A 23,371-nucleotide genomic window follows, 5' to 3' on the forward strand; every position below is an offset into this window, starting at 1 on the left:
TCGCAGGACGCGGGCATGGGTCTGCCGACAGTCGCCGAGGCGATCGCATGAGCCGCTCCTCCACGCCGGGCTCCCCGGCCGGCCGCCCAGGCGCACCGGTTGGTCACCGTGCGCACTCATTCGACTACACCGAGGACGAGGACGAGGTTGCCCTCGACCCCGCGCTGGTGACGTCACCCGGCCACGGCGCCGTCGGCGTGTTCCAGGCACCCCGGCCGATTCCCCGCCGGACGCCACAGGCCGAGCCCACCGCCGTGTCGGCCGGCGAGAACGCCGACATCGACTCCCCTTTCCTGGACCTCTTCGGCGGCGGGGGGCGACCCGCCTCGCCACGAGCCGTCACCGCCGGCCCGAGCACCCGCGAACAGCAGGCGATCCCGCATCAGCCGCCACCCACCGCCAGCCCGGGACCAGCCCGGGCGGTTCCTGAGCTCGAACCACCCTGGACGCCGGCCGACCCGCCCGGCAATGGTGGCCGACCCGTCGAGCCACGACACGGCGGCGGCCACCCGGCCAGCGAGTCCCGGGTGCCGCATCAGGCCGGCGATCGACGGCCGATGCTGCGTCCGCCGGACGAGCCCGGCCCGCCCACCGACGGCGGGTCAGCGTCGGCGACCACCGGCCCCGTCCGCCAACCCGCCAGCACCGCGCAGGGCGGCCGCCCCGCAGCGACGGCCCGACCGGCGGCTCAATTGTCCCGGCCGACGGCCGCCGCCAGCCGGTCCACCGCGCCGCCGGATCAGTCGGCCATGATCACCGCTGCGGATCGCCCAGCTCTCGAAAGCACGGCACGCCGGGTCACCGACTCGGATCGACCTCGGAGCACCGGCACCGCGGCCACCGGCAAGGAGGTCGCCGCACCGCGACAGCGCACGGCGAGCCGACCGGACCGACCGATCAAGCCGACCCGGGTTCGCGCTCCGAAGATCAAATTTGGGGATCGGGATCCATCTGTCGAGCTGGCCATCACCGAGATCGCCGGTCACCTGACCTTCACGCCCAACACCGTCACCGCGTGGTACTGGCTGCCCGAGGTCCGCTGGGCGTTCCGGCCGGACGCCGAACGCGAGGCGCTGCTGTCGGCGATCTCCGAGCAGTACGCCGGCCTGGCCGGCTTCCGACTGCACCTGCGCCGCACCACCCGGCCGTTCCCCGCCGACGAGTGGGCGCGCACGATCGACACGCACACCTCCGCGCCGCTGCCCGACGTCCCCGGCACCACCGGCTGGGCCGACCACCTGGTCGCCGCCCAACGCCACCTGATGGCTGTCAACCACGCCGAGGGCCAGACCTACCTGGGTGTCACCTTCGCCCGGCGTTCCCTCGGCGACTCGCTCACCGAGCGGCTGCTGCGCACCTTCGGCAGGGGCACCGCCGATGGGGAACGCCGCAAGCTGGGCCGCACAGTGGAACAGTTCGACGAGGTGCTCGGGGCATTCGGCATGCGCGGCCGGCGGGTCACCGCCCAGGAGCTGGAATGGCTGCTCTACCGCTCGGTGGCGCTGTGCATGTCCCCGCCGAGCACCCTGTCCCCCGTCACCGACGGGCGCTGGGAGCGCGGCGACCTGCTCGCCATGACCGAGCAGGTCGAGCGCTACCGCACCCCGTACGGCTCGACGGTCAAGCTGGTCAACCGGATGACCGGCGAGGAGCGGCACGTGGCAGTGCTCGCTGTCGGCCGGATGGAGCCGCTGGAGATCCCGGAACGACACGAGCCCTGGCTGCACTTCCACGAGCGGCTGCCCTGGCCGATGGAGATCTCCACCCGCGTCGACATCCTCGGCTCCGGCGACTCCTTCCGTAATCTGGAACACCGGCTGCGGATGATCCGCTCGCAACAGCTCGACTACGCCGAACACGGCATCGACGCGCCCCCGGAGCTGGAGCGACTGGCCAAGCGCGCCCTGGTGATCGGCGACGAGATGACCACCGGCCTGCCGGTCGACTCGGCCCGTGCGCACGGCTGGCACCGGATCGCGGTCGGCGGCCGGACCAGGGAGGAATGCCTGGAACGGGCCCGCCGGCTCATTCAGCTCTACTCCCGGGAGCTGCGCATCTCCCTGCAGCACCCGAAGAACCAGGACTGGCTGGCCCGCGAGTTCATCCCCGGTGAGCCGATCGCCAACACCGGCTACGTGCGCCGCATGCCGGTGCCGTTGCTCGCCGCCGCGCTCCCCCAGGCCGCCTCCAACGTGGGCGACCGGCGGGGCGACCTGATCGGCCGAACCGCCGGCACCTGCCGCCGCCCCGTCTTCCTCGACCTGCACTTCCCCATGGAGGTCCGGGAACGCTCCGGGCTCGCGGTCTTCGTCGCCGAACCGGGCGGTGGCAAGTCCACACTGCTCGGCGCCCTGGGCTACCTGGCCGCCCGCCGAGGTGTCCAGGTGACCCTGCTCGACCCGTCCGGCCCGCTGGCCCGCCTCTGCGCGATGCCCGAGCTGCGGCCGTACTCCCGGGTGTTGAACCTGACCGGCTCGGAGCACGGCACCCTGGCGCCCTACTCGCTCATCCCGACGCCGCTGCGCTCCGAGTTCGGCATCGGGGCCGCCGGTGACCGGGAGTTCGAGATCGCGGTCTCCAACGCTCGGGCCGAACGGCGGATGCTGGTCCAGGACATCTGCATGATGCTCGTCCCGCCGCAGGTGGCCAGGGAGGCGTCGACGGCAACCCTCTTCCGGCACGCCGTCCGCCAGGTCCCCGCCGAGGAGACCTCCACCCTTGACGACGTGGTGAGCTGCCTCGGGCGGCTCGACGACGACGCCGGCAAGGAACTGGCCAACCTCCTGCTGGACACCGCCGAGATGCCACTGGCCATGCTCTTCTTCGGCCGACCGCCGGAAGGGCTGCTCGGTGCCGACGCGGCACTCACCGTGATCACCATGGCCGGGCTACGGCTGCCCGACCTCAAGATCGAACGCGAGTACTGGTCAGCCGAGGAAGCGCTGGCCCTGCCAATGCTGCACACCGCGCACCGGCTCGCCGTCCGGCGCTGCTACGGCGGCTCGATGTCGTCCCGCAAACTCGTCGGCCTCGACGAGGCGCACTTCATGGAAGGTTGGCGGTCCGGGCGCTCCTTCCTGGTCCGGCTCGCCCGCGACTCCCGCAAGTGGAACCTGGCCGCGCTGGTCGCCTCCCAGAACCCCAAAGACATCCTCGGCCTCGACGTGCAGAACCTCGTCTCCACAGTCTTCGTCGGCCGCATCGCCGAGGACGCCGAGATCGCCTCCGAGGCGCTACGGCTGCTGCGGGTGCCGGTCAACGACGGGTACGAGGCCACCCTGGCCTCGCTCTCCGCCGCCGACACAAGCTCGTCCAGCCGGCTCGGCTTCCGCGAGTTCGTGATGCGCGACGTCGACGGCCGGGTGCAGAAGGTCCGAGTGGACGTCTCGTACGTCGAAGGGCTGCTGGACCACCTCGACACGACGCCCGCCGCGATCGCCGCGGCGGCCGGAGTCCTGCCGAGCATCCCCCTGCCGGATCTGGAGGCGTGACATGGCTAGGGCCTGGGCAAGGACTGCGTCGTTCCTGCTCGCCCTTGGCGTGCTGGCCGGGGCCACCCTCACCTGGCCGCTGATCGGCGCGGAGGCCGCAGCCGCCGCACCGCCCGCCGCCCAGGCCCGCGCCGACCTCTGCACGACCGCCGAATGGCAGGCCGACTTCCGCGCCTGCGTAGCGAAGCTGAAGCAGGTCAGCAAGGCCGAAATCGATTGCCTCAAGCCACCTGTGCCTTCCGCTCCGGATTCGGGCCTGGCTGGCTGGTTCGCCTCCCGTCCGGACTCGTCCAAGCTGCCCGGGCCAAAGGGCATCTACAGCGACTACGGCTACGGCGGTTACAGCTTCAACACCTACAACGTGGAGGGCGGATGCGCATCCACCGTCCTCCATCCGGACTACAAGTTCACTACCACCGTCGCCAACGGTGAGCTCATGATCGCCACGGCGGTCGTGGGTGCCTCGAACGCCCTTCGGGAGCGAGCCTGGGATCCCCGCTCGATGTGGAGTTGGGCCGACCCACTGGTGGAGAAAGCCACCAAAGGCGTATACGAGAAAGTATTCAGCGTCTTCGGAATCGTCACGCTCTGCGTGGTGGGTCTCTACCTGCTCTGGCGCTCCCGCCAGTCGGACATGAGCAATGCGATGACGACGGCAGGCTGGGCCCTACTGGTGATGGTGGCAGTCACCGCGCTGGCAGCCTGGCCGGTCAAGTCGGCGAACATCGCCGACGGCACTCTGATCACCTCACTCGGCGTCGTACACGACGCTCTAGGTCCGGCTTCAAAAGACATCCCGGCCGACAAGTGTGTGCTTCCCAATCCGGAAGCTTGCATCGACAAGCGGCCACCGGCTGTCCGGGCCAGCGACACCGCTACCGAGTCGATGCTCTACCGCAACTGGCTACGCGGCGTGCTTGGCTCAGCGGACAGCGAGACCGCCAAAAAGTACGGCCGGGCACTCTACGACGCCAAATCGCTCAGCTGGGGTGAGGCGGAATCAGTCCGCTCCAATCCCACCACTCGTGATGTAGTGATCGGGGCCAAGCAGCAGCAGTGGATGACGGTTGCCGGGCAAATCAAGGCCGAGGACCCGGAGGCATATGAGTTCCTGACCGGCACCCGCGACATGGATCGGATTGGCTCTGGATTCATCGCGGTGCTCGCGGCCGTGCTCTTCGCAATGTTCGACCTCACCGCGTCGGTGCTCGTGCTGCTCGGCTTCCTGATCTTCCGCTGGGCGGTGATCGCTGCCCCGATTCTCGGCACGATTGGTCTACTGCGACCGGCCAGCGCCGGACTACGCCGACTGGCTAATGCGGTCGTTGCCGCGGTGTTCAACATCGCCATCTTCGGCACTGGCGCCGCGATCTACCTTTTCGCGGTCGATTTGATCATGAGCACACCCACGCTGCCGGGTTGGCTTCAGGTGGTGCTGGTCTGGCTCTGCGGGGTGGTCGGATGGCTGCTGCTGCGGCCGTACCGGCGGATCACGCAACTCGGTGGCAAGGACAGCAGCGAAGCGGTCGGTTCGGCCGGGTCCTGGCACCGCCGGTTCTTCCGCGACATGCGGACCGCCGCTCGCCTGGACGTAGCCGAGCCGGGCGGGACCGCCGAGCCGGTGGGCGGACGTCGACTCTCGCCCGATGCAACCCAGACCCGGCTACGTCCCGAGGCGCGGCGGGAGGACCCGGCCCCGGTGCCGAACGCAGTGGCCGACGGCCGGCGCGCGGACGCAGTACGCCCCGACGGTCGAGAGCGGCCGGAAGAGGCCCCGGCGGAGGAGGGCAGGGGTCGGAGCCGCAAGACCGCCCCGCAGCCCCGACGCCGACAGCCAGCGACCTGGACCGAGCCGGACGTTCCGGCTGAGAATCCGTCGTTCGTTGTCTACCGCCCGGGCTCCACCGAGCGTGTACCGGATCGCACCGGACCTCGGGTGCGCTCAGAGGCGAGGTGACGGTCATGCGACGGGCGTTGGAATTCCTCTTCACCCGGGCGCTGCGATCCCGACTGGGCGTTGCGCTCGTGATCGGGGTGGTGGTCGTCGGTGTGCTCGGGGCGGCCAGGCTGATCTCCAACCCGGGCGACTCAGCCGATGGGTTGAGTAGCCGTCCGGATGGGCCGATCATCACCGTGGACCCGACGGCTGGCGACGACGGTCTGCTCAACAGCGCGGCTCCGCCGTCACCAGTGACGTCGCCCGGCGCCCGCACGCCCGAACAGACCGCCGACCGCTTCGCCAAGGCCTGGCTGGGCCGTCCCGGGATGACCACCGAAGAGTGGCAGGCTGGTCTGCGGCCACTCTCCACACCGGGGTTGAGGGAGAAGTTGACCGGTGCCGAGCCCGAGAGCGTGCCGGCCGAGAAGGTCACTGGTCCTCCAACCATGCGGGAGCGGACCGAAACGTTCGTCGAGTTGCTGCTCCCCCTTGATGCCGGCGGGCTCCGGTTGGAGCTGGTCACCTCCGACGATGGTTGGCTGGTCGACGTTCTGGACTGGGAGCGGCCATGAGCGACGTTGGTAGCGCCAAAATCCGCCGCGGTCCCCTCCGGCTCGGTGTGGTCACCGCGGTGCTCACCGGGATGTTGCTTCTGCTCTGCTGCACCGGCGGCACCGCGGCGTTCTTCCTCACCGGCCTCGGAGGCGACGACGCCGAGAACGGCGACACCATGGCGGGCATGGAGTGCGGGCCGGGCCGAGCGGTCAACATCGCGGGCAAGCTGCCGCGATTCGCCCAGTACGGCGACAGCCAGGTCCGCAATGCCGCGATCATCATCAAGGTCGGCCAGGACATGGGCGTGCCTTCGCGAGGTTGGGTGGTCGCCCTCGCCACAGCTATGCAGGAGTCCGCCCTACGCAACCTGGCGAACAGCGGCGTAGCCGAGTCCCTGGCTCTGCCGCACGAGGGCGTTGGCGCGGACCACGACTCCCTGGGCCTGTTCCAGCAGCGGCCGGGTTGGGGCAGTGTCGCCGAGCGGTTGAACCCCGCGTACGCGGCCCGCAAGTTCTACGAGAAGCTCGTGAAGGTGGGGAGCTGGCAACAACGACCGCTGACCGTGGTCGCGCAGCGAGTCCAGGTCAGCGCATACCCGGACGCGTACGCCAAGCACGAAGAAATAGCCAGCCGGATCGTGGACGCGCTGGCCGGCGGCGCGGCTCGCACAGTCGAGATCAACGGCAAGGCGGTGTGCAACGCGGCCGAGCGCGGCCAGATCGCTGCCTCCGGTTGGACCGCACCGATCCCTGGCGGAGTCGGCTCCGGTTTCCGCACCGCCAGCCGGCCCAGCCACAACGGAGTCGACATCGGCGCGGCAAAGGGCACCGAGATCCGCGCGGCAGCGACCGGTCGAGTGTTGGTTTCGACCTGCGACGAGGACCGCCGCCTCCGGCAGGACTGCAACGTGGACGGCTTCCCCGGCAAGGGAGGCTGCGGCTGGTTCGTCGACCTGCTGCACGCCGGTGGCTACATCACCCGGTACTGCCACATGGTGGTTCAGCCCTTCGTCAAGAAGAATCAGATCGTGACGGCCGGTCAGGTGATCGGCAAGGTCGGCAGCAGTGGTAACTCCTCCGGCCCGCACCTGCATTTCGAGGTTCACCTGCAGAACAACCGCAACGCCTCCGGCGCGGTGAACCCGGTCCCGTTCATGCGCGAGCGGGGTGCCCCGCTGCGCGCCGCTGAGTGAGGCCACCACGGGTATGACCGGACCGTTACCCGACCCGTTCGCCGACCAGCCGGACTGGGCACCGCAACCGCCGAGACCGCTGGCGATCGTCCCCGCGACCGAGCGGGTCGAGCTACGCGGTCGACGGGTGCTGGTCGGGCTACCCGGGATGGGTTGGCGCGGGGACCTGCGCGCGGACGACCGGGTGGTGCAGAGCGCCCGGACCTACGTTCCGGTGATCCCCGAGCACGAGTGGTACCGGGCCGAAGCCGACCAGGTCGAGGTGTTCGCGCCGCTGGTGCCGGTGGAGCGGGTCTGGGTGGAAACCGTCGGCAGCCGTCCGGAAGTTGACGACGCCCGGGACAACGGCATCCGGTTGGTTTCGCTGGACGGACCGGCACACCGGACCCCCACACCGGTCTTCGAAGCGGACGCGGTCACCGGTCGGCGGGTGGTGCACGTCGAGGGCGGCCTGGAGCACCGCGACCTTCGAGCGGTCACCGAAACCTACTCGGGTGCCGAAGGCGACATCTGCGTGCGAGTCACACCCGAGGTGGAGTGGTACCGCTGGGCCTGGCGCGGCCAGTCACCCACCACGCTGGAGGTCCCGGTTCACCTCCTGTGGATCGAGTGAGCCTACTCAAGATTGTTCGGCATTACATACCCGCCAGCCGTCTTCGAGCCGCGTCTCAAATCGCCACCGCTGACGATCGCTCTGCGAGATCCCGTCCACGAAGACGGAAAGGATGATGTCAACCTCAACTTTGGCCGAATCGCCCTGCCGCTGAATAGAGAAGCTCTCCCAACTTGCCGAGATCTTTGCGTTGAAGCGAAGTTCACGCGCTACCAGATCTTCCCGAAGAAGCCGCAGAGCATCGATATTCGCACCGTCCTCACAGACGAATTCGCTTGCTCTCGCGTCGTTCCGGTCAGCAAGAAATGACTGAATATAATTGGCCACCACCACGTCTGGCGTGCTGCGGTCGGGTGTTGAGGCGCGGTTGTACCAAACCAGGGCGGTGGCGACCCCGCCGAGGCAGAGCAGGGCGAGCACACCAGCGACGACGGTGAGCACCGTTCGCATCCGACGGCGTGGCGGCTGCGGTGCCGGCGTTACCGGGGCGGGTGGCAGCTGCTCGGAGGGTGTCCGCTGGGCCGGTACGCGGGAGACCTGGGAACCGGCGGGGGGCTGCACTGATTCCACCTCCTGAAGTTATCGGCTGGACGCTCCGGAGCCAATGCCTCAGATCCAGCGGATCGTGACGGACCCCTCCCCACCGGTGAGATCCACGACAACACCGGCGCAGCGCCGAGCCACCTCCCGGAGGAGGGCCGTCGGCTGGGATACCGTCTCTGCTTGGGGAGGGGTTGCCAACCTCGGGTAGAGGGGGTGGACGCGGTGGCCGGTCCGAAGGCTCGCACGAACCGCGCCGCAGCCCTGCACCGTCGGGCGGCGGCCGTCGCGACCGCGGCTGCCGGGATCCTGGACGAGACGCGGCCGGCTCCGGCCGATCAGCGCCGCCAGTACGAGGTGGCCGACCGGTTACGGACGGCCGCGGCTGTGCTGGCGCCGGGTTGGTCGGGCGCGGCACTGGACTCGCTCACAGTGGACTCGCCGGCGGGTGATGGTCCGCCGCCGTTCGTTCGGGTCGGTACCGCGGCACCGTTGGACGACGCTCGTTTCCCCGCTCTGGTGCCACTTGTCGGCACCGGTCACCTCAGCGTGGACGCTGACGCGAGGGAGCCGCGGGTGGCGGGGTTGCTCCGGGCCGTACTTTTGCGGTTGTTGGGTGCGGCACCGGCGGGTGCCCTGCTGATTCGCGCGGTGGATGCCACCGGAGCTGTGCTGACGCCGTTCGGGGCGCTCGCGGATGCCGGCCTGTTGCCGCCGCCGGCGGTGGACGTGGCGGGTCTGCGCGCGGTGCTGACCGAGGCGGAGCAGTGGGTGACGCCGGGGGCGAGTGGGAGGCGCCGTCACGATCGGACGCTGTTGCTGGTGGTGGCGGCGCTACCGGAGTCGACCGGCCCGTCCGATCTGGCGCGCATCGAGACGTTGGCCGAGCAGGGGCCGGCCGCTGGGCTGCACCTGGTGGTGGCGGGTTGGCCGCCCGCCGGCCCGTACTCGGCCCGGGCGCCCCTGCCGCACACCACTTCGCTGGCGTTGCGGAACGCGTACGCGCTGCTCGGCGATCCGCCGGGGGCGTCGTTCGCCGGGCCGGGCGCTGATCCACCGGGCGGTTTGAACTCACCGGTCTTCGTCGAGTCGGACCCGCCGGCCGAGTTGGTCGACGCGGTCTGTCGGCGGCTCGCCGAGCAGGTGGAGGCGGGTTCCCGGTTGGCGTTGGGTGCTCTGCTGCCGCCGACGGGTGAGCGACTGTGGGAATCGGATTCGGCCGACGGGCTGACCACTACCGTCGGCGATGCCGGGGGCCGGTCGGTGCCGCTGGGCTTCACCGAGTTGACCCCGCACTGGCTGGTGAGTGGCCGGTCCGCTGCGGGCCGGGCGGCGTTCCTGACCACCGCACTGCTCGGCCTGGCCGCCCGGTACGGCCCTGATGACCTGGCGTTCTACCTGGCGGATCTCGGCGACGGCGAGTCCTTCGTGGAGTTCTTGCAGACCGAGCGGGACCGGTCGTGGGTTCCGCAGGTGCGCGCGGCAGCGATGGCCGCCGACCGGGAGTACGTCCGGGATCTGTTGGACGAGTTGACGGCCGAGGTCCAGCGCCGCACGGAGGCGGGCGCTCGGGCCGGGGGGCAACGCTTCGCGGAGCTGCGTCAGCACCAGCCGCTGCCCCGGATCGTCTGTGTGGTGGACAATGTGCCGCTACTCTTCGCTGAGCGGGATCGGCTGGCCGCCGAGGTGGCCGCCCAGTTGGACGGGCTGGCCCGGGCGGGTCGGGCGTACGGCGTGCACCTGGTGTTGGCGGGTGCGGGCGAGTTGGGGTTGAGTGCGCGCGCGGATGCTGGTCATCGGGATTCGGTGCTTGGGCAGTTTCCGGTACGGGTGGCGCTGCCGGGCGGCAGTCCGGTGTTGGAGCCGACGAACGACTCGGCGGCCGGTCTACCGGTGGGCAGCGCGGTGGTGAACACTGCCGGCGGGCTCGGCGGCCCACGGGGTGCGATCCGGGGTCACGAACGGTTGATCCGTCACCCGGATCCGCAGGATCATCCGGAGGTCGTGGAAGAGCTGCGCCACGAGTTGTGGGCGGCGCGTCCGGTCGGGTCGGTGCCGCCGGTGGTCTTCGCGGGTTACGCCCGGCCGCTGCTGGGCAACGATCCGCGGCACCGGGCGGCCATGGCGGGGCAGGCACACGGACCGGCCGCCCTGTTGGGCCGGGCGGTGGACGTGGCCCGCTCGACGGTCGCTGTGCCGCTGGGTCCGGCGGCCGGGCGCAACCTCGCGGTGCTGGGGTCGGGCGCCGCGGCGGGCGGGCTGTTGGCGACGGCGGCGCGCAGCACGTCGGCTCACCACGCACCGGGCAGTGCCCGCTTCCTGGTGGCGGTGCCGGATCCGGGCGCGCGGGCTTTGGCGGAGGCGTTGACGGCGGATTTGGCGACCCGGCATGCGGCCGAGTTGGTGGATCTGCCGACGCTGCTCGCGGACGCGGCCGACGACCTACCGACGTATCTGGTGGTCTTCGGGCTGGACCGGCCGGGGCCTCGGGAGCTACCGGTGGACCGGCTGCGGTCGCTCCTACGGGACGGGCCGCCGGCGGGCCGGCATCTGCTGGGCTGGTGGCGTGCGGTGCCGCCGTTCGCCGCGTTGTTCGAGCCGGCGGGCGAGGTCGACAAGCTCGCGGCGGTGGCCGTGCTGGACGTGCCGGTCGCGCAGCTCACAGCGGTCTTCGGTCGGCCGGTCGAGTGGCAGGTGCGCCCCGACCGGGCGGTGCTCTGGGACGGTCCGGACGAGCGGGGCACCGTTTTGGTGCCGTTCGCCGACGAGGCCGGCTGATCGGGTGGCGCACGTGGAGGGTGTCGAGGTGGATCCGATCGCGACGGTGACCGGGCCGGGGCGGCAGCGGGCAGCTGCGACGACCGGGGACGCCACGCCGCGGGCGGTCGAGCCCAGCACGGCCTGGACGGATTATCTTGCGGCCGCCCGCCAGTTGGACGGGGTACGCCGGGGCGCGGCTGCCGCTGCCGGTGAGCAGGCCCGGTCGGCGGAGGCCGCCCGGGAGGAGTTGACCGTGGTCCGTACCGGGCTGGCGAGTCAGCAGGAACGGCTTCGCGAGTTGGGCGTACCGGCGATCTCCCTGGTGCCGTCGCCGCCGGAGCTGACCGAGGCGGCCCGGTCGATGGCGGGTGGCCCGGCGGCCGTTTTGGCGGCGCTGCGGACGGCGCGTGGTCGGGCCGAGGCGGCGGACGCGGCGCTGGCGGCGCGCCGCCGATTTCGGCCGGGGTCCTGGCCGGCGCGGGCCCGCAACCTCCTGGTGTACGGGCCGTTCGCGCTGCTGGTGCCGCTGATCCAGGTCGTGGTTCTCGCTACGACGGGGGTGGGACCGGCCACCGTGGCGGCGTTGATCTGCGGACTGCCGATGCCGGCGGTCGCGTTCGTCGCCGGTTGGATCGGCATTGGCCGGTTGTTCCGGGTCAGCCCCAGCGAGCGGCTGGACCGTACGGTGCGTTTCGGCGCGTTGGTGTGCCTGGTGCCGGCGGTGCTGGCCACGGCCGGCCTGCTGTTGGCGCTGCTCGCTGGCTGACCTACCGGGCCGGAAGGCCGCCCGGCCGGGAGCAACGCCGGGCGGGTGGGGAAACGCAACGGCCGGCCGTCCCGGGTGGGTGTCGGCCGGCCGTGGTGCGGCGGGTTGTCAGCGCGGGATGATCAGCGCCATCGCTTCGGCCCGCGACTTGGAGTCCGACTGCAGGATGCCGCGTACGGCCGACGTGATGGTCTTGGCACCGGATTTCTGGATGCCGCGCATCGCCATGCACATGTGTTCACATTCGAGCACGACGACGACGCCGCGTGGTGCGAGTTTGCTCATCAGCAGGTCGGCGACCTGCGAGGTGAGCCGTTCCTGCACCTGCGGCCGACGGGCGAAGACCTCGACGAGGCGGGCCAGCTTGGACAGGCCGGTGATCCGCCCATCGGGGCCGGGGATGTAGCCGATGTGCGCGCTGCCCCGGAAGGGCAGCAGGTGGTGCTCACAGAGGCTCATCACGTCGATGTCCCGGACGATGACCAGCTCTTCGTGGTTGGCCTCGAAGGTGGTGCTGAGCACCTGGGCCGGGTCGACCCGCAGGCCGGCGAAGAGTTCGGCGTACGCCCGGGCGACCCGGGCCGGGGTCTGCTGGAGGCCGTCGCGGTCCGGGTCCTCGCCGACCGCGATCAGGATCTCGCGGACGGCCTTCTCGATCCGGCCGAGGTCGACAGCGTCCTCGACGGGGCGGCCGGTCAGTTTGCCGCTGATCAGCCGCGCGGCCACGTAGTCCAGCTCGTCGTCGCCGTCGGGTTCGGTCGCGGAGACGGCCAGCTCCCGGTGTGGGGAGCTGGCCGTCGGGTCGTTGCTCAGTGCGTGCCGTCCGAGTTGTTGGACGGCGCGACGCCGCCGACCGACGCCTGCGCGCCGTCGGCTTGGGCCTGCGCCTTGAGCTTGTCCTTCTCCGAAGGGGTGAGCACGGGCGGCTCGGTGGACGGCTGACGCTTGCCGAAGCCGTTGTACGGCGCCAGCGGCGGGCGCTTGACCACCCGGGAGCAGATCCGCGCCATGTCGGCAGTGGAGAGGGTTTCCTTCTCCATCAGCTCGAGCACGATGTTGTCCAGGACGTCCCGGTATTCCACCAGGATCTCCCAGGCCTCGTCGTGCGCCAGCTCGACCAGTGCCCGCATCTCGCCGTCGATCTCGGCGGCCACCGAGTCCGAGTAGTCCCGCTCGTGGCCCATGTTGCGACCGAGGAACGGCTCGTCCCCGCTGGTGCCGTACTTGATCGCGCCGAGCTTGGAGCTCATGCCGTACTGGGTGATCATCGCGCGGGCCAGTTGGGTGGCCTTCTCGATGTCGTTGCCGGCGCCGGTGGTCGGCTCGTGGAAGACCAGTTCCTCGGCGGCGCGACCACCCAGCGCGTACGCCAGGGTGTCGATCATTTCGGCGCGGGTCTGGGTGTACTTGTCTTCGGTGGGGAGCACCAGGGTGTGGCCCAGCGAGCGACCACGGGACAGGATCGTCACCTTGTGCACCGGCGCGGCGTGCGGCAGCGCCCAGGCGACCAGCGCGTGACCACCCTCGTGGTACGCGGTGATCTTCTTTTCGTTGTCGCTCATCACCCGGGTCCGCCGCTGCGGACCGGCGACCACCCGGTCGATCGACTCTTCCAGCGAGTCGTTGGAGATCGCCCGCTGCTCCTTACGAGCGGTGAGCAGGGCCGACTCGTTGATCACGTTGGCCAGGTCGGCGCCGCTGAAGCCAGGCGTGCGACGGGCCACCGCGTCGAGATCGACGTCGGGCGTGAACGGCTTGCCCTTGGCGTGCACCCGGAGGATGGCCTTGCGGCCCTCCATGTCGGGGGCGTCCACCGGGATCTGCCTGTCGAACCGGCCCGGGCGCAGCAGCGCCGGGTCGAGGATGTCCGGCCGGTTGGTGGCCGCGATCAGGATGACCCCGCCCTTGGTGTCGAAGCCGTCCATCTCGACGAGCAGCTGGTTGAGCGTCTGCTCCCGCTCGTCGTGGCCGCCGCCCATGCCGGCGCCACGGTGCCGGCCGACGGCGTCGATCTCGTCGACGAAGACGATCGCCGGGGCGTTCGTCTTGGCCTGCTCGAACAGGTCACGGACCCGGCTGGCGCCGACGCCGACGAACATCTCCACGAAGTCCGAGCCGGAGATGGAGTAGAAGGGCACCCCGGCCTCGCCGGCGACCGCGCGGGCCAGCAGCGTCTTGCCGGTGCCGGGCGGGCCGAACAGCAGCACGCCCTTCGGGATCTTGGCGCCCAGGGCCTGGTACTTGGCCGGGTTCTGCAGGAAGTCCTTGATCTCGTACAGCTCTTCGACGGCCTCCTCGGCACCCGCGACGTCCGCGAAGGTCGTCTTCGGAGTGTCCTTGGTGATCATCTTGGCCTTGGACTTGCCGAAGTTGAGCACCCGGGAGCCGCCGCCCTGCATCTGCGACATGAAGAACAGCAGCAGGAGCACGAGCAGCGCGATCGGCAGCAGGTTGACCAGCAGGCTCACCCAGATGCTGTCCGACGAGACCTTGGCGTCGGCCGGGCCGGTGACCCGGTTGTTCGCCTTGGCGTCCAGCACCTCGTTCCAGATCTCGTCGCCGACCTGGTACGGGAACTGGGCCTCGATCTTGTTGGTCTCGGTCTTGCCGAACTTGGTCTTCTGAGCCAGGTCCAGCTGGAGCGTCTGCTCCTTGTCCTGGAAGACCACCTTGTTGATCTTGGCGGTGTGCAGTTGATCGAGCGCAACGGAAGTGTCCACGCGGTGGTAGCTGGGACCACTGGTGAACAGCTGACTGAGCACAACGGCGCCGAGGATGACCAGGATGATCCAGACCACCGGTCGGCGGAAGAAACGCGTACGTTCCATACTGTTGTCGAGCGCCGGGGCGCCCGCATCCTCCTGATCGACGTCCTGACCGTCTGATGGTGTCGCCGCGTTGAGCGGCGGCCGGAGCCGCCGTGCGGGCCGGCCTCGACCCCGAGGCGCGAAAACTACCGCGCCGCGGTCATTCGACGGTACACCGTGTACGCGAGGAGTGAGCTTGCGAGCCCCGCAGTCGTGCACCATCAAAAGACCGTGTACGCCAGCAGCGAACCTGCGAGCCTCCGCACTCTGCGCGCCTTCGACATCGACGACACACACCGTGGGCAGGCCCACCAGCCCCGCAGCCAACGTACGGCGAGTCCGGGTGGAAGCCGGCGTGGCGGGGAGTCCGGCTCGGCCACCCGAGCGCCCGGTCACGCGATCGAGAGGGTCGAGCGCGGAGAAACCTCCGAGCCACCGTGCTACACGGTAACCGCATCAGCTGAGAGCGCGCTGAACGTCGGCTTGATGGATGCCGATGCAAGTAGGGCTCATGTCGACCGGTAGGCCGCCGCGACAGGTCGGCGGGCCGTCGCGACGGGTCGGGCCCGGCGTCAGGAGCGGGCGTAGACCTCGGGCTTGAGCACCCCGACGTACGGCAGCTCCCGGTAGCGCTCAGCGAAGTCGAGGCCGTACCCGACCACGAACTCGGTGGGGATGTCGAAGCCGACGTACTTCACCGGAACCGGCACCTTCACCGCGTCCGGCTTGCGGAACAGGGCGACCACCTCGACGCTCGCCGCCGAGCGCGACTCGAGGTAGCGCAGCAGCCAGGAGAGCGTGAGCCCGGAGTCGACGATGTCCTCGACGACGATCACGTGCCGACCGGCGATGTCCCGGTCCAGATCCTTGAGGATGCGGACCACCCCGGAGGAGGTGGTGCCCTGGCCGTAGGACGAGATGGCCATGAAGTCGAGCTCCGCAGGCGGGCCGTTGCGGCCCAGCGCCCGGGCGAAGTCCGCCATGAACATCACCGCGCCCTTGAGGACGCACACCAGCAGCAGCCCGTCACCCACGTGGGAGTAGTCGGCGGAAACCTGCTTGGCCAGCTCCGCCGTCTTCTCGCGGATCTGCGCCTCGGAGATGATCACGTGGTCGATGTCGGCGTCGTACCAGGAGCCGTCAGCCATGACTCCTAGCCTGCCGTACGTCGGATGGCCTCCGTCGGCGGGGCCGCACCTTTGGCGCGGTCCCGCCGAGGATTTTCCGGGCAAATAGCGCTAATAACATCAGTTGGTGCGTGACCGCCAGCGGCGGCCATCGTCGCTCGGCTTCCAGTCGGCCGAATCGTGGCTGTCGACGGTGAGGCCGGCCGCCGAGGCGGCGGCGAGGAGGACGAGGAACAGGAGGATGAACAGGAACTCCATGGCGGCGCTCGCTTTCGCATGATTGCTGTCGGTTTCGCCGCCGGTGCGCACCGGACTGAGACCAGTCTGCGACGTCACGAAGCGACCGGACAGTGGCAGGAATGCCATTGGTCATCGATTTACTGCCACCTGTCGGGTTACCCTCGTCACATGCTGCGGTCCGTTGCCGTCCTCGCCCTCGACCAGGTCGCTCCCTTCGAGCTCGGCGTGCTCGCCGAGGTGTTCGGCACCGACCGGACAGCCGACGGTTTCCCCGCCTACCGCTTCCAGGTGTGCAGCCCGGACGGCGCTCCCGTGCGTACCTCGTCCGGCTTCCACCTCACCCCCCACGCCGACCTCGGCCCTGTCGACGAGGCCGACCTGGTGGCCATCCCCGCGCACAGCCAGGGCACCACGGTCCCCGGCCCGGTGCTCGACGCGCTCCGCCGGGCCGACGCCCGCGGAGCGCACCTGTTCAGCGTCTGCTCCGGCGCCTTCCTGCTCGGCGAGGCCGGGCTGCTCGACGACCGCGAGTGCACCACCCACTGGCGGTACGTGGACGAGTTGCAACGGCGACACCCGCGCGCCCGGGTGCGGTGCAACTCGCTCTACGTCCAGGACGGTCGGTTGCTCACCAGCGCAGGCACGGCGGCCGGCATCGACGCGTGCCTGCACCTGATCCGCCAGGAGCACGGCTCGGCCACCGCGACCCGACTGGCCCGGCGGATGGTGGTCCCGCCGCACCGCGACGGCGGCCAGTCCCAGTACGTCGAGGCGCCCATCCCGAAGGCGCCCGAGGCACCCACCCTCGAACCGGTGCTGGAGTGGCTGATGGGTCACCTGGACCGGACGATCACCGTGGAGGAGTTGGCCGCCCGCGCCGGCATGGCGCCCCGCACGTTCGCCCGCCGGTTCCGCGCCGAGACCGGCACCACCCCGCACGACTGGCTCACCAACCAGCGGGTGCTGCTCGCCCGGCGGTTGCTGGAGGAGACCCCGTTGAGCGTGGAGGCGGTCGCCGACCAGTCCGGCTTCGGCGACGCGGCAGCGTTGCGCCACCACTTCAGTCGCCGGGTCGGCGCCACCCCGCACAGCTACCGGACCACCTTCCGCGACCGGGCGCACAGCGGCTGAGACCGGCAGGTCAGATCAGGTGGGGCGCACCGATGCCAGCCGGCCGTCGCGGCGGAGCACCCGAACGCCGCCGGGCAGGTCGGCCGGGCCCTGACCGTGCCAATCGGTGACCAGGGCGTCCAGGGCGGCGACGTGCCGATGCGACAGGGCACCGGGCAGCGCGCCCACCTCGCGGGCCCAGGAGTGCAGCACCCGGCCGCGTACGGCGGGCACCAGGCCGAGCAGCGCCGGCACTGACAGCCCTCCGTCGGGGCACCGGGCCGCCGCAAGCGCCGTCCCCGCCAACTCGTCGAGCGCGGCGTTGTCGGCGGCCACCAGCCGGGCGGTACGCGCCAGGTTGTCCACCACGCCCGGCCCGAGCGCCCGCACCAGCGCCGGCAGCAGGTCGCCCCGCACCCTCGACCGGGCGTACGACGGGTCGCTGTTGTGCGGGTCCTGCCAGGGGCTCAGCCCGAGGACGGCGCAGGCGGCGCGCGTCTGCTCCCGACCGATCTCCAACAGCGGGCGCACCAGTGGCACCCCGCCCAGATCGCGCCGGGCGGGCATCCCGGCCAGCCCTCGTGGGCCGGCGCCCCGGGCCAGCGCGAGCAGCACCGTCTCCGCCTGGTCGTCACGAGTGTGCCCGGTGAGCACCGCGACGGCGTTCTGCTGCCGGGCCGCTTCGGTCAGCGCCTCGTAGCGGGCCTCGCGGGCGGCCGCCTCCGGCCCGCCGGGACGCCCGGCCACCTCCACCCGGGCCACCGTCACCGACGCGAACCCGACAGCCCGCCCCCAGGTGGCCACCGCCTCGGCGCGCTCCGCGGAGCCGTCCTGCAGGCCGTGGTCGACGGTGACGAGCGCCGCGGCGCGGCCCAGCCGCGGTGCCACGAAGACGGTGGCCGCCGCGAGCGCGAGCGAGTCGGCACCACCGGAGCACGCGACCAGCACCGGACCACCGAATGGCAGACCGGTCAGGGCGCGGCGGACCGCCACCCGGATCGCGGCCACCGGCGGAGCGAGCGCGGCCACCGGCGGGTGGTCAGCCAGCGGCCGGGATGGGGCCGGCCGGGCCGTGCACCCGGGCGACCCAGGCGTCCGGGTCACCCAGCTCCGACAGTCGGGGCAGGGTCAGCGGCGAGTTGAAGATCGAGTTGAACCCGTCCATGCCGACGCGTTCCACCACCCCGTGCACGAACTTGCGCCCCTCGGCGTACTGGCGCATCTTGACGTCCACCCCGAGTAGCCGGCGGATCGCCTTCTCCAGCGGGTTGCCCGCCTCCCGGCGTCGGTTGAACGACGCCCGGATCCGCTCCACGCTCGGGATCACCTGCGGGCCGACGCCGTCCATCACGAACTCGGCGTGCCCCTCCAACAGGGTCATCAACGCGGTGAGCCGGTCCAGTACGGCCCGCTGGGCCGGGGTCTGCACGATGTCCAGCACGCTGGTGCGGCTCGCCGAATCACGAACCGCGTCGGACAACGTGGCCACCCCGCGCCGCAACCGTTCGACCAGGTGCTCACTTCCGCTGGACGAGGCGTCGACGAACGCCTGCACCTCGCTGAGGAAATAGGCCCGCATCCACGGCACGGCAGTGAACTGGGTGCGGTGGGTGACCTCGTGCAGACACACCCAGAGCCGGAAGTCCCGAGGGTCGGCGCCGAGCTTGCGCTCCACCTCGACGATGTTCGGTGCGACCAGGAGCAGCTGGCCCGGGTCAGCCGAGAAGACCTCGTACTGGCCGAGCACCCGGCCGGAGAGGTAGGCCAGCACCGTCCCGGCCTGCACCCCGGTGAGCCGGGACCCGATCGCCTCGGTCAACGCGCCCGGTTGCTTGTCGCCGGAGAGCCGACTCACCAGCGGTGTGATCACCTCGCGGAGACCGGCGATGTTCGTCGCGGCCCAGTCGCGGCGATCGACCACCCGGACCGGCGGGTGCGACACCTGCGCCCGCAATCCCGTGTAGTCGGCCACGTGCCCGGCCGCCTCGTCGGTCAGCCGACGCAGGTCGCCGACCACGTCGGTGGCTTCCGCGTACGACACGCGGGGGCCAGACTTGCTCAACGCCCCCGCCGTGGCGGCGGCCAGATCCCAGTCCACGAACTGCGCCATGAACCCACCGTACCCGCGCCGCGACACCCCGGCCCGGGCTCGCGCCCTCGATCGACACCGATGGCGACCGCGTCGCCCCCCGACCGGCGACTGTCAGCCGCAGCCGCAACCGGCCAGCGCTGCGGCGATCCGGTCCAGTGCCGGCTGGGCGGTCTCCCGGTCACCCGGCACCTTGTCGGTGAGCACCGCGAAGGTCAACAGGCGACCATCGGCGGTGGTGACCAGGCCCGCGACGGAGTGCACGCCGGTCAGGGTGCCGGTCTTGGCCCGGACGCTGCCCGCGCCCGCGGCAGTGCCAGCGGCGTTGCGGTAGCGCTCGTTCAGCGTCCCGGACCAACCGCCCACCGGCAGACCACCGAAGACGCCGGCCAGCTCCGGATGGTCCGGACTGGCGGCCAGGCGGATCAGATCGGTCAGCAGCGACGGGCTGATCCGGTTGAGCCGGGACAGGCCGCTGCCGTCGGAGACGCTGATCTCGTCGGCGGGCAGGCCCAGCTCCGCCACCTCGGCGTCCATGGCGGCGGCGCCACCGTCGAACGAGGCGGGCTGTCCGCGGGCCAACGCGACCTGCCGGGCGAGCGCCTCGGCCACCAGGTTGTCGCTCTCGCTGATCATGACGTCGACGAGCCGGATCAGCGGCGGGGACTGCACCACGCCCAGTTCGGTACCCGGTGCCGGGCTGGCGCCGGTCGCCGCCTGAGGCGGGGCAGCGCCCCGCTTCACGGCGGAGGTCGGCACCCCGAGCAACCGGGCGAACGCCTTGCCGGCGGCCAGGTCCGGCTCGGCGAACCGCTGGGCGGACCCGTGCTCGACGCCCGGGTCGGTACGCGCGCCGTCGGTCATCAACGCGGTCATCGCGCCGCCCGAACCGCCGGTGGGGATGTCGTCGTCCCAGCCGGGGCCGTAGACCGGGCCGGAGTAGACCGAACCGTCGACCGTGACACTGGTCGGGGAGGTGCCGCCGAGCGCGGTACGCACCTGGGCGGCCAGGTCGTCGAGGCGCGCCGCACCCGGGTAGTAGCCCTTCTTGTTGATCGCGAGGGTCGGGTCGCCGCCCCCGACGATCACCACCTCGCCGGCCTTCGCGCCGGCCACGGCACGGGTGGGGATCCGGTAGCCGGGGCCCCGGGCCGCCAGCACTGTCACAGCGGTCGCCAGCTTCGTTACCGAGGCGGGCACCGTGCCGTCGTCCGCCCCCTTGGCGAACAGCGTCTGACCGGTGATCACGTCGGCGACCGAGACGTTCACCCGGTCACCCAGGGCGGCGACGCCGACCAGTGGATCGAGCACGGCCCGAACCCCGTCCGGGGTGGGCACCGGGGCGTTCGAATCCGGGCCACCGAGCACGTCCGACGGGGCGGGCTCCGGAGTCGCGCCGACCGCGTTCGTCCCGGGCCCGGCGTCGTCGCCCAGCCACCCGGCGACCGGGCCGGGACGGGTGATCACGACCGCGACGCTGGCGAGCACCAGCAGGAGCACGGCGGCCAGCAGCACCGGCAGCCGCCTCCGGCGGCGCGTCGCGGCGGCTGCCGGTGCGGGCGTGGCGCCGGCGGGCGCCGGCAACGCGGAGATCGGTGGGCCCACCGGGGGGACTCCGCCAGTGCCGTGGGCGGTCGGCGCGGGACCGAACGACGGGCTGACCGGCGCAGGACTGACCGGGACCGTGGCACTGCCGCGTGGCGGGCCGCTCACCGGTTGCTCACCGCCGGCTACCGGGAAGTGACCCGCGTTCGGAGCGGGCGACGCCGGCCCGGCCGGCGGGCGCCAGGGCAGCGGCGGGGGCCGCTCGGGCACCGTTTCCGGTGCCGGGGTCGGAGCTTCGGGAGCTCGTGGGAGGTGCGCCTCCGGCACCGGGACCCGTCCCTTGGCACTGCCGGAGCCGGATCGTCCGGTACCGTGCGCGGAGCCCCCGTCCGGGCGGTAGTGTGAATCTTCCCTCCCCACGACCCCCTCCTCCCCCAGCGAAAATCGGCTTGGGTGACACTACTTCGGTCCGAAGACTATGCGGCGGCCGGAGTCGGCGGGTGGGCATTCACCTGTCCGGAGGGCCGCCAGTGGTTCCGTTAGCCAGCGTGGGCAGACGAGGGAGCGTGCAGATGGATTTCGACGTGACGGTTGAGATCCCCAAAGGTCACCGGAACAAGTACGAGGTGGACCACAAGACCGGCCGGATCCGGTTGGACCGCACCCTCTTCACCTCCACCCAGTACCCGGCCGACTACGGGTTCATCGAGGGCACCCTCGGCGAGGACGGCGACCCACTGGACGCGCTGGTGCTGGTCCCCGAGCCGACCTTCCCGGGCTGCCTGATCCGCTGCCGCACCATCGGCATGTTCCGGATGACCGACGAGAAGGGCGGGGACGACAAGGTCCTCTGCGTGCCCTACGAGGATCCTCGCCAGGAGCACCTGCGCGACATCCACCACCTCGGCGAGTTCGACCGGCTGGAGATCCAGCACTTCTTCGAGGTGTACAAGGACCTGGAGCCCGGCAAGTCGGTGGAGGGCGCGACCTGGGTCGGCCGCACCGAGGCCGAGGCCGAGATCCACGCCTCCTACAAGCGAGCCAGGGACGCCGAGGCGCGCGGCGAATCCATGCACTGACGACCGCTGACGCACCGGGCCCGGGGGCCGCTCAACCGAGCAGCCCTCGGGCCCGGTCGTACAGGTCGAGCACCGCGCAGGCGATCGGCACCACGGCGACCACCAGGGCCGTGTCGGTGAGGTCCGCGATCCTCCCGAGGTACGGCGAGACCGGCCGGCGGGCGTACCCGGTGCCGCTGGCGACCGCCACCAGGGCCAGCGCCGCCCCGCCCAGGATCAGCACCAACCGCCCGGTCTCGTCGGCCCGGCCGACCAGCACGGCACCCAGCGCCGCGTAGCCGGCCAGCCCGGCGAGCACCGTCGGCACCCGGTGTCGCAGCGCCACGAACAGCCGCGACCGCAGCAGCAGCACCGCCGAGGTGACCGCCACCAGCACCCGACCGGCAGTGCCACCGGCGACCACGAGGACCACAGCGGTGGCCACCACCAGCAGGGCGTGGCCGATCAGCATCCCGGTGAGCATCTCCTCGGTGCGGATCACCGCGGCGTGCACCCGGCCCCGGTCCGGCAGGTCCCGTACCCGCTCCGGCTCCTCCGCCGAGGTGGTGGCCGGCAGGGTGATCGGCGGCAGGGGCAGCTTGCCCAGCCGGATGGCCAACAGCGGAATCACGCCGACGGCGAAGACCAGTGCGCCGAGCAGCACCGCCGCCGTACCGGCCGTGGTCATCAGCAGCCCACCGAGCGCGGCCGCCGCACCGATCAGGCCGACAGTGACACCGGCCACGAAGACCCGCAGCCGACTGGCCACCCCGAGGAGACCGATCAACGCCGCCAGCAGCAGCGCGACCGAGCCGGCCAGCAGTTCGGGGGCGCCCACCCAGCGGGCCGGCCCGATCGGGCCGACCGGGTCGCCGGAGCCGACGGCCAGGGCACCGGCGGTGAACGCGTAGGGCAGCGCGTAGCCGCCGAGCGTCGCCCCGGCGGCGCCGTCGCCGTTGGCACGGGAGGCGACAGCGCCGGCCACGGTGAGCACCAGCGCCACCGCGACGGCCGCCAGCCAACCGACCCGGTGCGTCGGGCCACCGGCGAGCAGCGCGAGCAGTCCAACCCCGAGGGGTACGGCGGCACCTGCCATACCCGCTGCCCGGGTGGCGGTGGGCGACCAGGCGCCGCCACGGCGGCGGGCACCGTCGACGATCGCCTCGATGACGTCGTCGTACTCCAACTCGGGCCAGTGCGCGCGGGCCGGCACGAGGTGCAGCACCTCACCGTCGCGGACCCCCTGCGGCAGCAGCGCCTGTGCGGTCACCAGCAACGCCCCGTCGGTGCGGCGGAGCACCCAACCGCCGTGCTGCTCGCCGTCGTCGGCGAGCCCGACACCGGCGTGCCGGAGCACGTCGGGCAGCAGCTCAGCCAGGGGCACCTGCTCCGGCAGGGCGACGTCCACCCGTCGTTGCGGCGCGCTGATGGTGACGCGTGCCAGCCCGGTAGTCATCGACTGGTCTCCATATCGACTGGGATCGGAGGCTGCGCGGACGACAGGACTTTACCTACCATGAGCCAGGCTCGGGTTACCCA

18 protein-coding genes are annotated in these 23,371 nt (G+C 71.4%); 9 read left to right on the forward strand and 9 right to left on the reverse strand.

Translation table 11 applies throughout. The annotated features are described in order from the left end of the window. Positions 1-47: 47 nt before the first annotated feature. The 5 genes from OHB44_RS32405 to OHB44_RS32425 are packed head-to-tail and all read left to right on the forward strand — an operon-like array spanning position 48 to position 7,790. Positions 48-3,491, forward strand: coding sequence for an ATP-binding protein (locus tag OHB44_RS32405; RefSeq protein WP_330439210.1), 3,444 nt, complete (start codon positions 48-50; stop codon positions 3,489-3,491). 1 nt (position 3,492) lies between these two features. Further along, positions 3,493-5,448 (forward strand): MFS transporter, encoded by a 1,956-nt coding sequence (locus OHB44_RS32410; RefSeq protein ID WP_330439211.1) that lies wholly within the window; start codon positions 3,493-3,495, stop codon positions 5,446-5,448. Then, entirely contained in the window at positions 5,445-6,002 is a 558-nt protein-coding gene (locus tag OHB44_RS32415; RefSeq protein ID WP_238687038.1) for a hypothetical protein, read from the forward strand. Before OHB44_RS32410 ends, OHB44_RS32415 begins: the two co-directional genes overlap by 4 nt. Beyond that, positions 5,999-7,177: a M23 family metallopeptidase gene (locus OHB44_RS32420; protein WP_330439212.1), complete on the forward strand. Its 1,179-nt coding sequence runs from the start codon at positions 5,999-6,001 to the stop codon at positions 7,175-7,177. The genes OHB44_RS32415 and OHB44_RS32420 overlap by 4 nt, the downstream gene beginning before the upstream one ends. Before the next feature lie 13 nt (positions 7,178-7,190). Next, positions 7,191-7,790 carry a hypothetical protein gene (locus OHB44_RS32425; RefSeq protein ID WP_238687040.1) on the forward strand — a complete coding sequence of 200 codons (600 nt, stop codon included), beginning with the start codon at positions 7,191-7,193 and terminating at the stop codon, positions 7,788-7,790. Positions 7,791-7,796: 6 nt separating this feature from the next. On the opposite strand, the gene OHB44_RS32430 is transcribed toward OHB44_RS32425, so the two are convergent. Beyond that, complete coding sequence (locus OHB44_RS32430; RefSeq protein WP_330441306.1) at positions 7,797-8,351, reverse strand: hypothetical protein; 555 nt, start codon at positions 8,349-8,351, stop codon at positions 7,797-7,799. 195 nt (positions 8,352-8,546) lie between these two features. On the opposite strand from OHB44_RS32430, the gene OHB44_RS32435 reads away from it, so the two are divergent. After that, entirely contained in the window at positions 8,547-11,108 is a 2,562-nt protein-coding gene (locus OHB44_RS32435) for an FtsK/SpoIIIE domain-containing protein (protein WP_330439213.1), read from the forward strand. A 28-nt stretch (positions 11,109-11,136) separates the two neighbouring features. Then, positions 11,137-11,856 carry a hypothetical protein gene (locus OHB44_RS32440; RefSeq protein WP_442932641.1) on the forward strand — a complete coding sequence of 240 codons (720 nt, stop codon included), beginning with the start codon at positions 11,137-11,139 and terminating at the stop codon, positions 11,854-11,856. 108 nt (positions 11,857-11,964) lie between these two features. Here OHB44_RS32440 and folE read toward each other — a convergent pair whose 3' ends face one another. From folE to OHB44_RS32460, 4 genes are all read right to left on the reverse strand, one after another. Next, on the reverse strand, positions 11,965-12,630 hold the full coding sequence (gene folE / locus OHB44_RS32445; protein ID WP_091403265.1) for a GTP cyclohydrolase I FolE: 666 nt from the start codon (positions 12,628-12,630) through the stop codon (positions 11,965-11,967). 35 nt (positions 12,631-12,665) lie between these two features. After that, entirely contained in the window at positions 12,666-14,684 is a 2,019-nt protein-coding gene (gene ftsH / locus OHB44_RS32450) for an ATP-dependent zinc metalloprotease FtsH (protein ID WP_266304249.1), read from the reverse strand. A 551-nt stretch (positions 14,685-15,235) separates the two neighbouring features. Further along, on the reverse strand, positions 15,236-15,811 hold the full coding sequence (gene hpt, locus OHB44_RS32455) for a hypoxanthine phosphoribosyltransferase (protein WP_091403272.1): 576 nt from the start codon (positions 15,809-15,811) through the stop codon (positions 15,236-15,238). A 99-nt stretch (positions 15,812-15,910) separates the two neighbouring features. After that, positions 15,911-16,156, reverse strand: a complete 246-nt coding sequence (locus OHB44_RS32460) for a hypothetical protein (protein ID WP_238687043.1) — start codon at positions 16,154-16,156, stop codon at positions 15,911-15,913. Positions 16,157-16,198: 42 nt separating this feature from the next. Here OHB44_RS32460 and OHB44_RS32465 point away from each other — a divergent pair, with 42 nt between their 5' ends. Continuing rightward, complete coding sequence (locus OHB44_RS32465; RefSeq protein WP_203121473.1) at positions 16,199-17,161, forward strand: GlxA family transcriptional regulator; 963 nt, start codon at positions 16,199-16,201, stop codon at positions 17,159-17,161. Between the two features lie 15 nt (positions 17,162-17,176). On the opposite strand, the gene tilS is transcribed toward OHB44_RS32465, so the two are convergent. The 3 genes from tilS to dacB all read right to left on the reverse strand — a co-directional run bounded on the left by tilS (position 17,177) and on the right by dacB (position 20,834). Beyond that, complete coding sequence (gene tilS / locus OHB44_RS32470) at positions 17,177-18,169, reverse strand: tRNA lysidine(34) synthetase TilS (protein WP_238687045.1); 993 nt, start codon at positions 18,167-18,169, stop codon at positions 17,177-17,179. A gap of 10 nt (positions 18,170-18,179) precedes the next feature. Continuing rightward, a complete protein-coding gene (locus OHB44_RS32475) occupies positions 18,180-19,250 on the reverse strand; it encodes a zinc-dependent metalloprotease (protein WP_238687046.1) in 1,071 nt (356 codons plus the stop codon). Between the two features lie 93 nt (positions 19,251-19,343). Further along, positions 19,344-20,834: a D-alanyl-D-alanine carboxypeptidase/D-alanyl-D-alanine endopeptidase gene (gene dacB / locus OHB44_RS32480; RefSeq protein WP_372488412.1), complete on the reverse strand. Its 1,491-nt coding sequence runs from the start codon at positions 20,832-20,834 to the stop codon at positions 19,344-19,346. A gap of 512 nt (positions 20,835-21,346) precedes the next feature. Here dacB and OHB44_RS32485 point away from each other — a divergent pair. Then, entirely contained in the window at positions 21,347-21,853 is a 507-nt protein-coding gene (locus OHB44_RS32485) for an inorganic diphosphatase (RefSeq protein WP_099849144.1), read from the forward strand. Positions 21,854-21,884: 31 nt separating this feature from the next. On the opposite strand, the gene eccD is transcribed toward OHB44_RS32485, so the two are convergent. Beyond that, positions 21,885-23,288 (reverse strand): type VII secretion integral membrane protein EccD, encoded by a 1,404-nt coding sequence (gene eccD, locus OHB44_RS32490; protein WP_238687048.1) that lies wholly within the window; start codon positions 23,286-23,288, stop codon positions 21,885-21,887. Positions 23,289-23,371 lie beyond the last annotated feature (83 nt).

Source organism: Micromonospora sp. NBC_00821, from assembly GCF_036347035.1.
Lineage (GTDB): Bacteria > Actinomycetota > Actinomycetes > Mycobacteriales > Micromonosporaceae > Micromonospora > Micromonospora hortensis.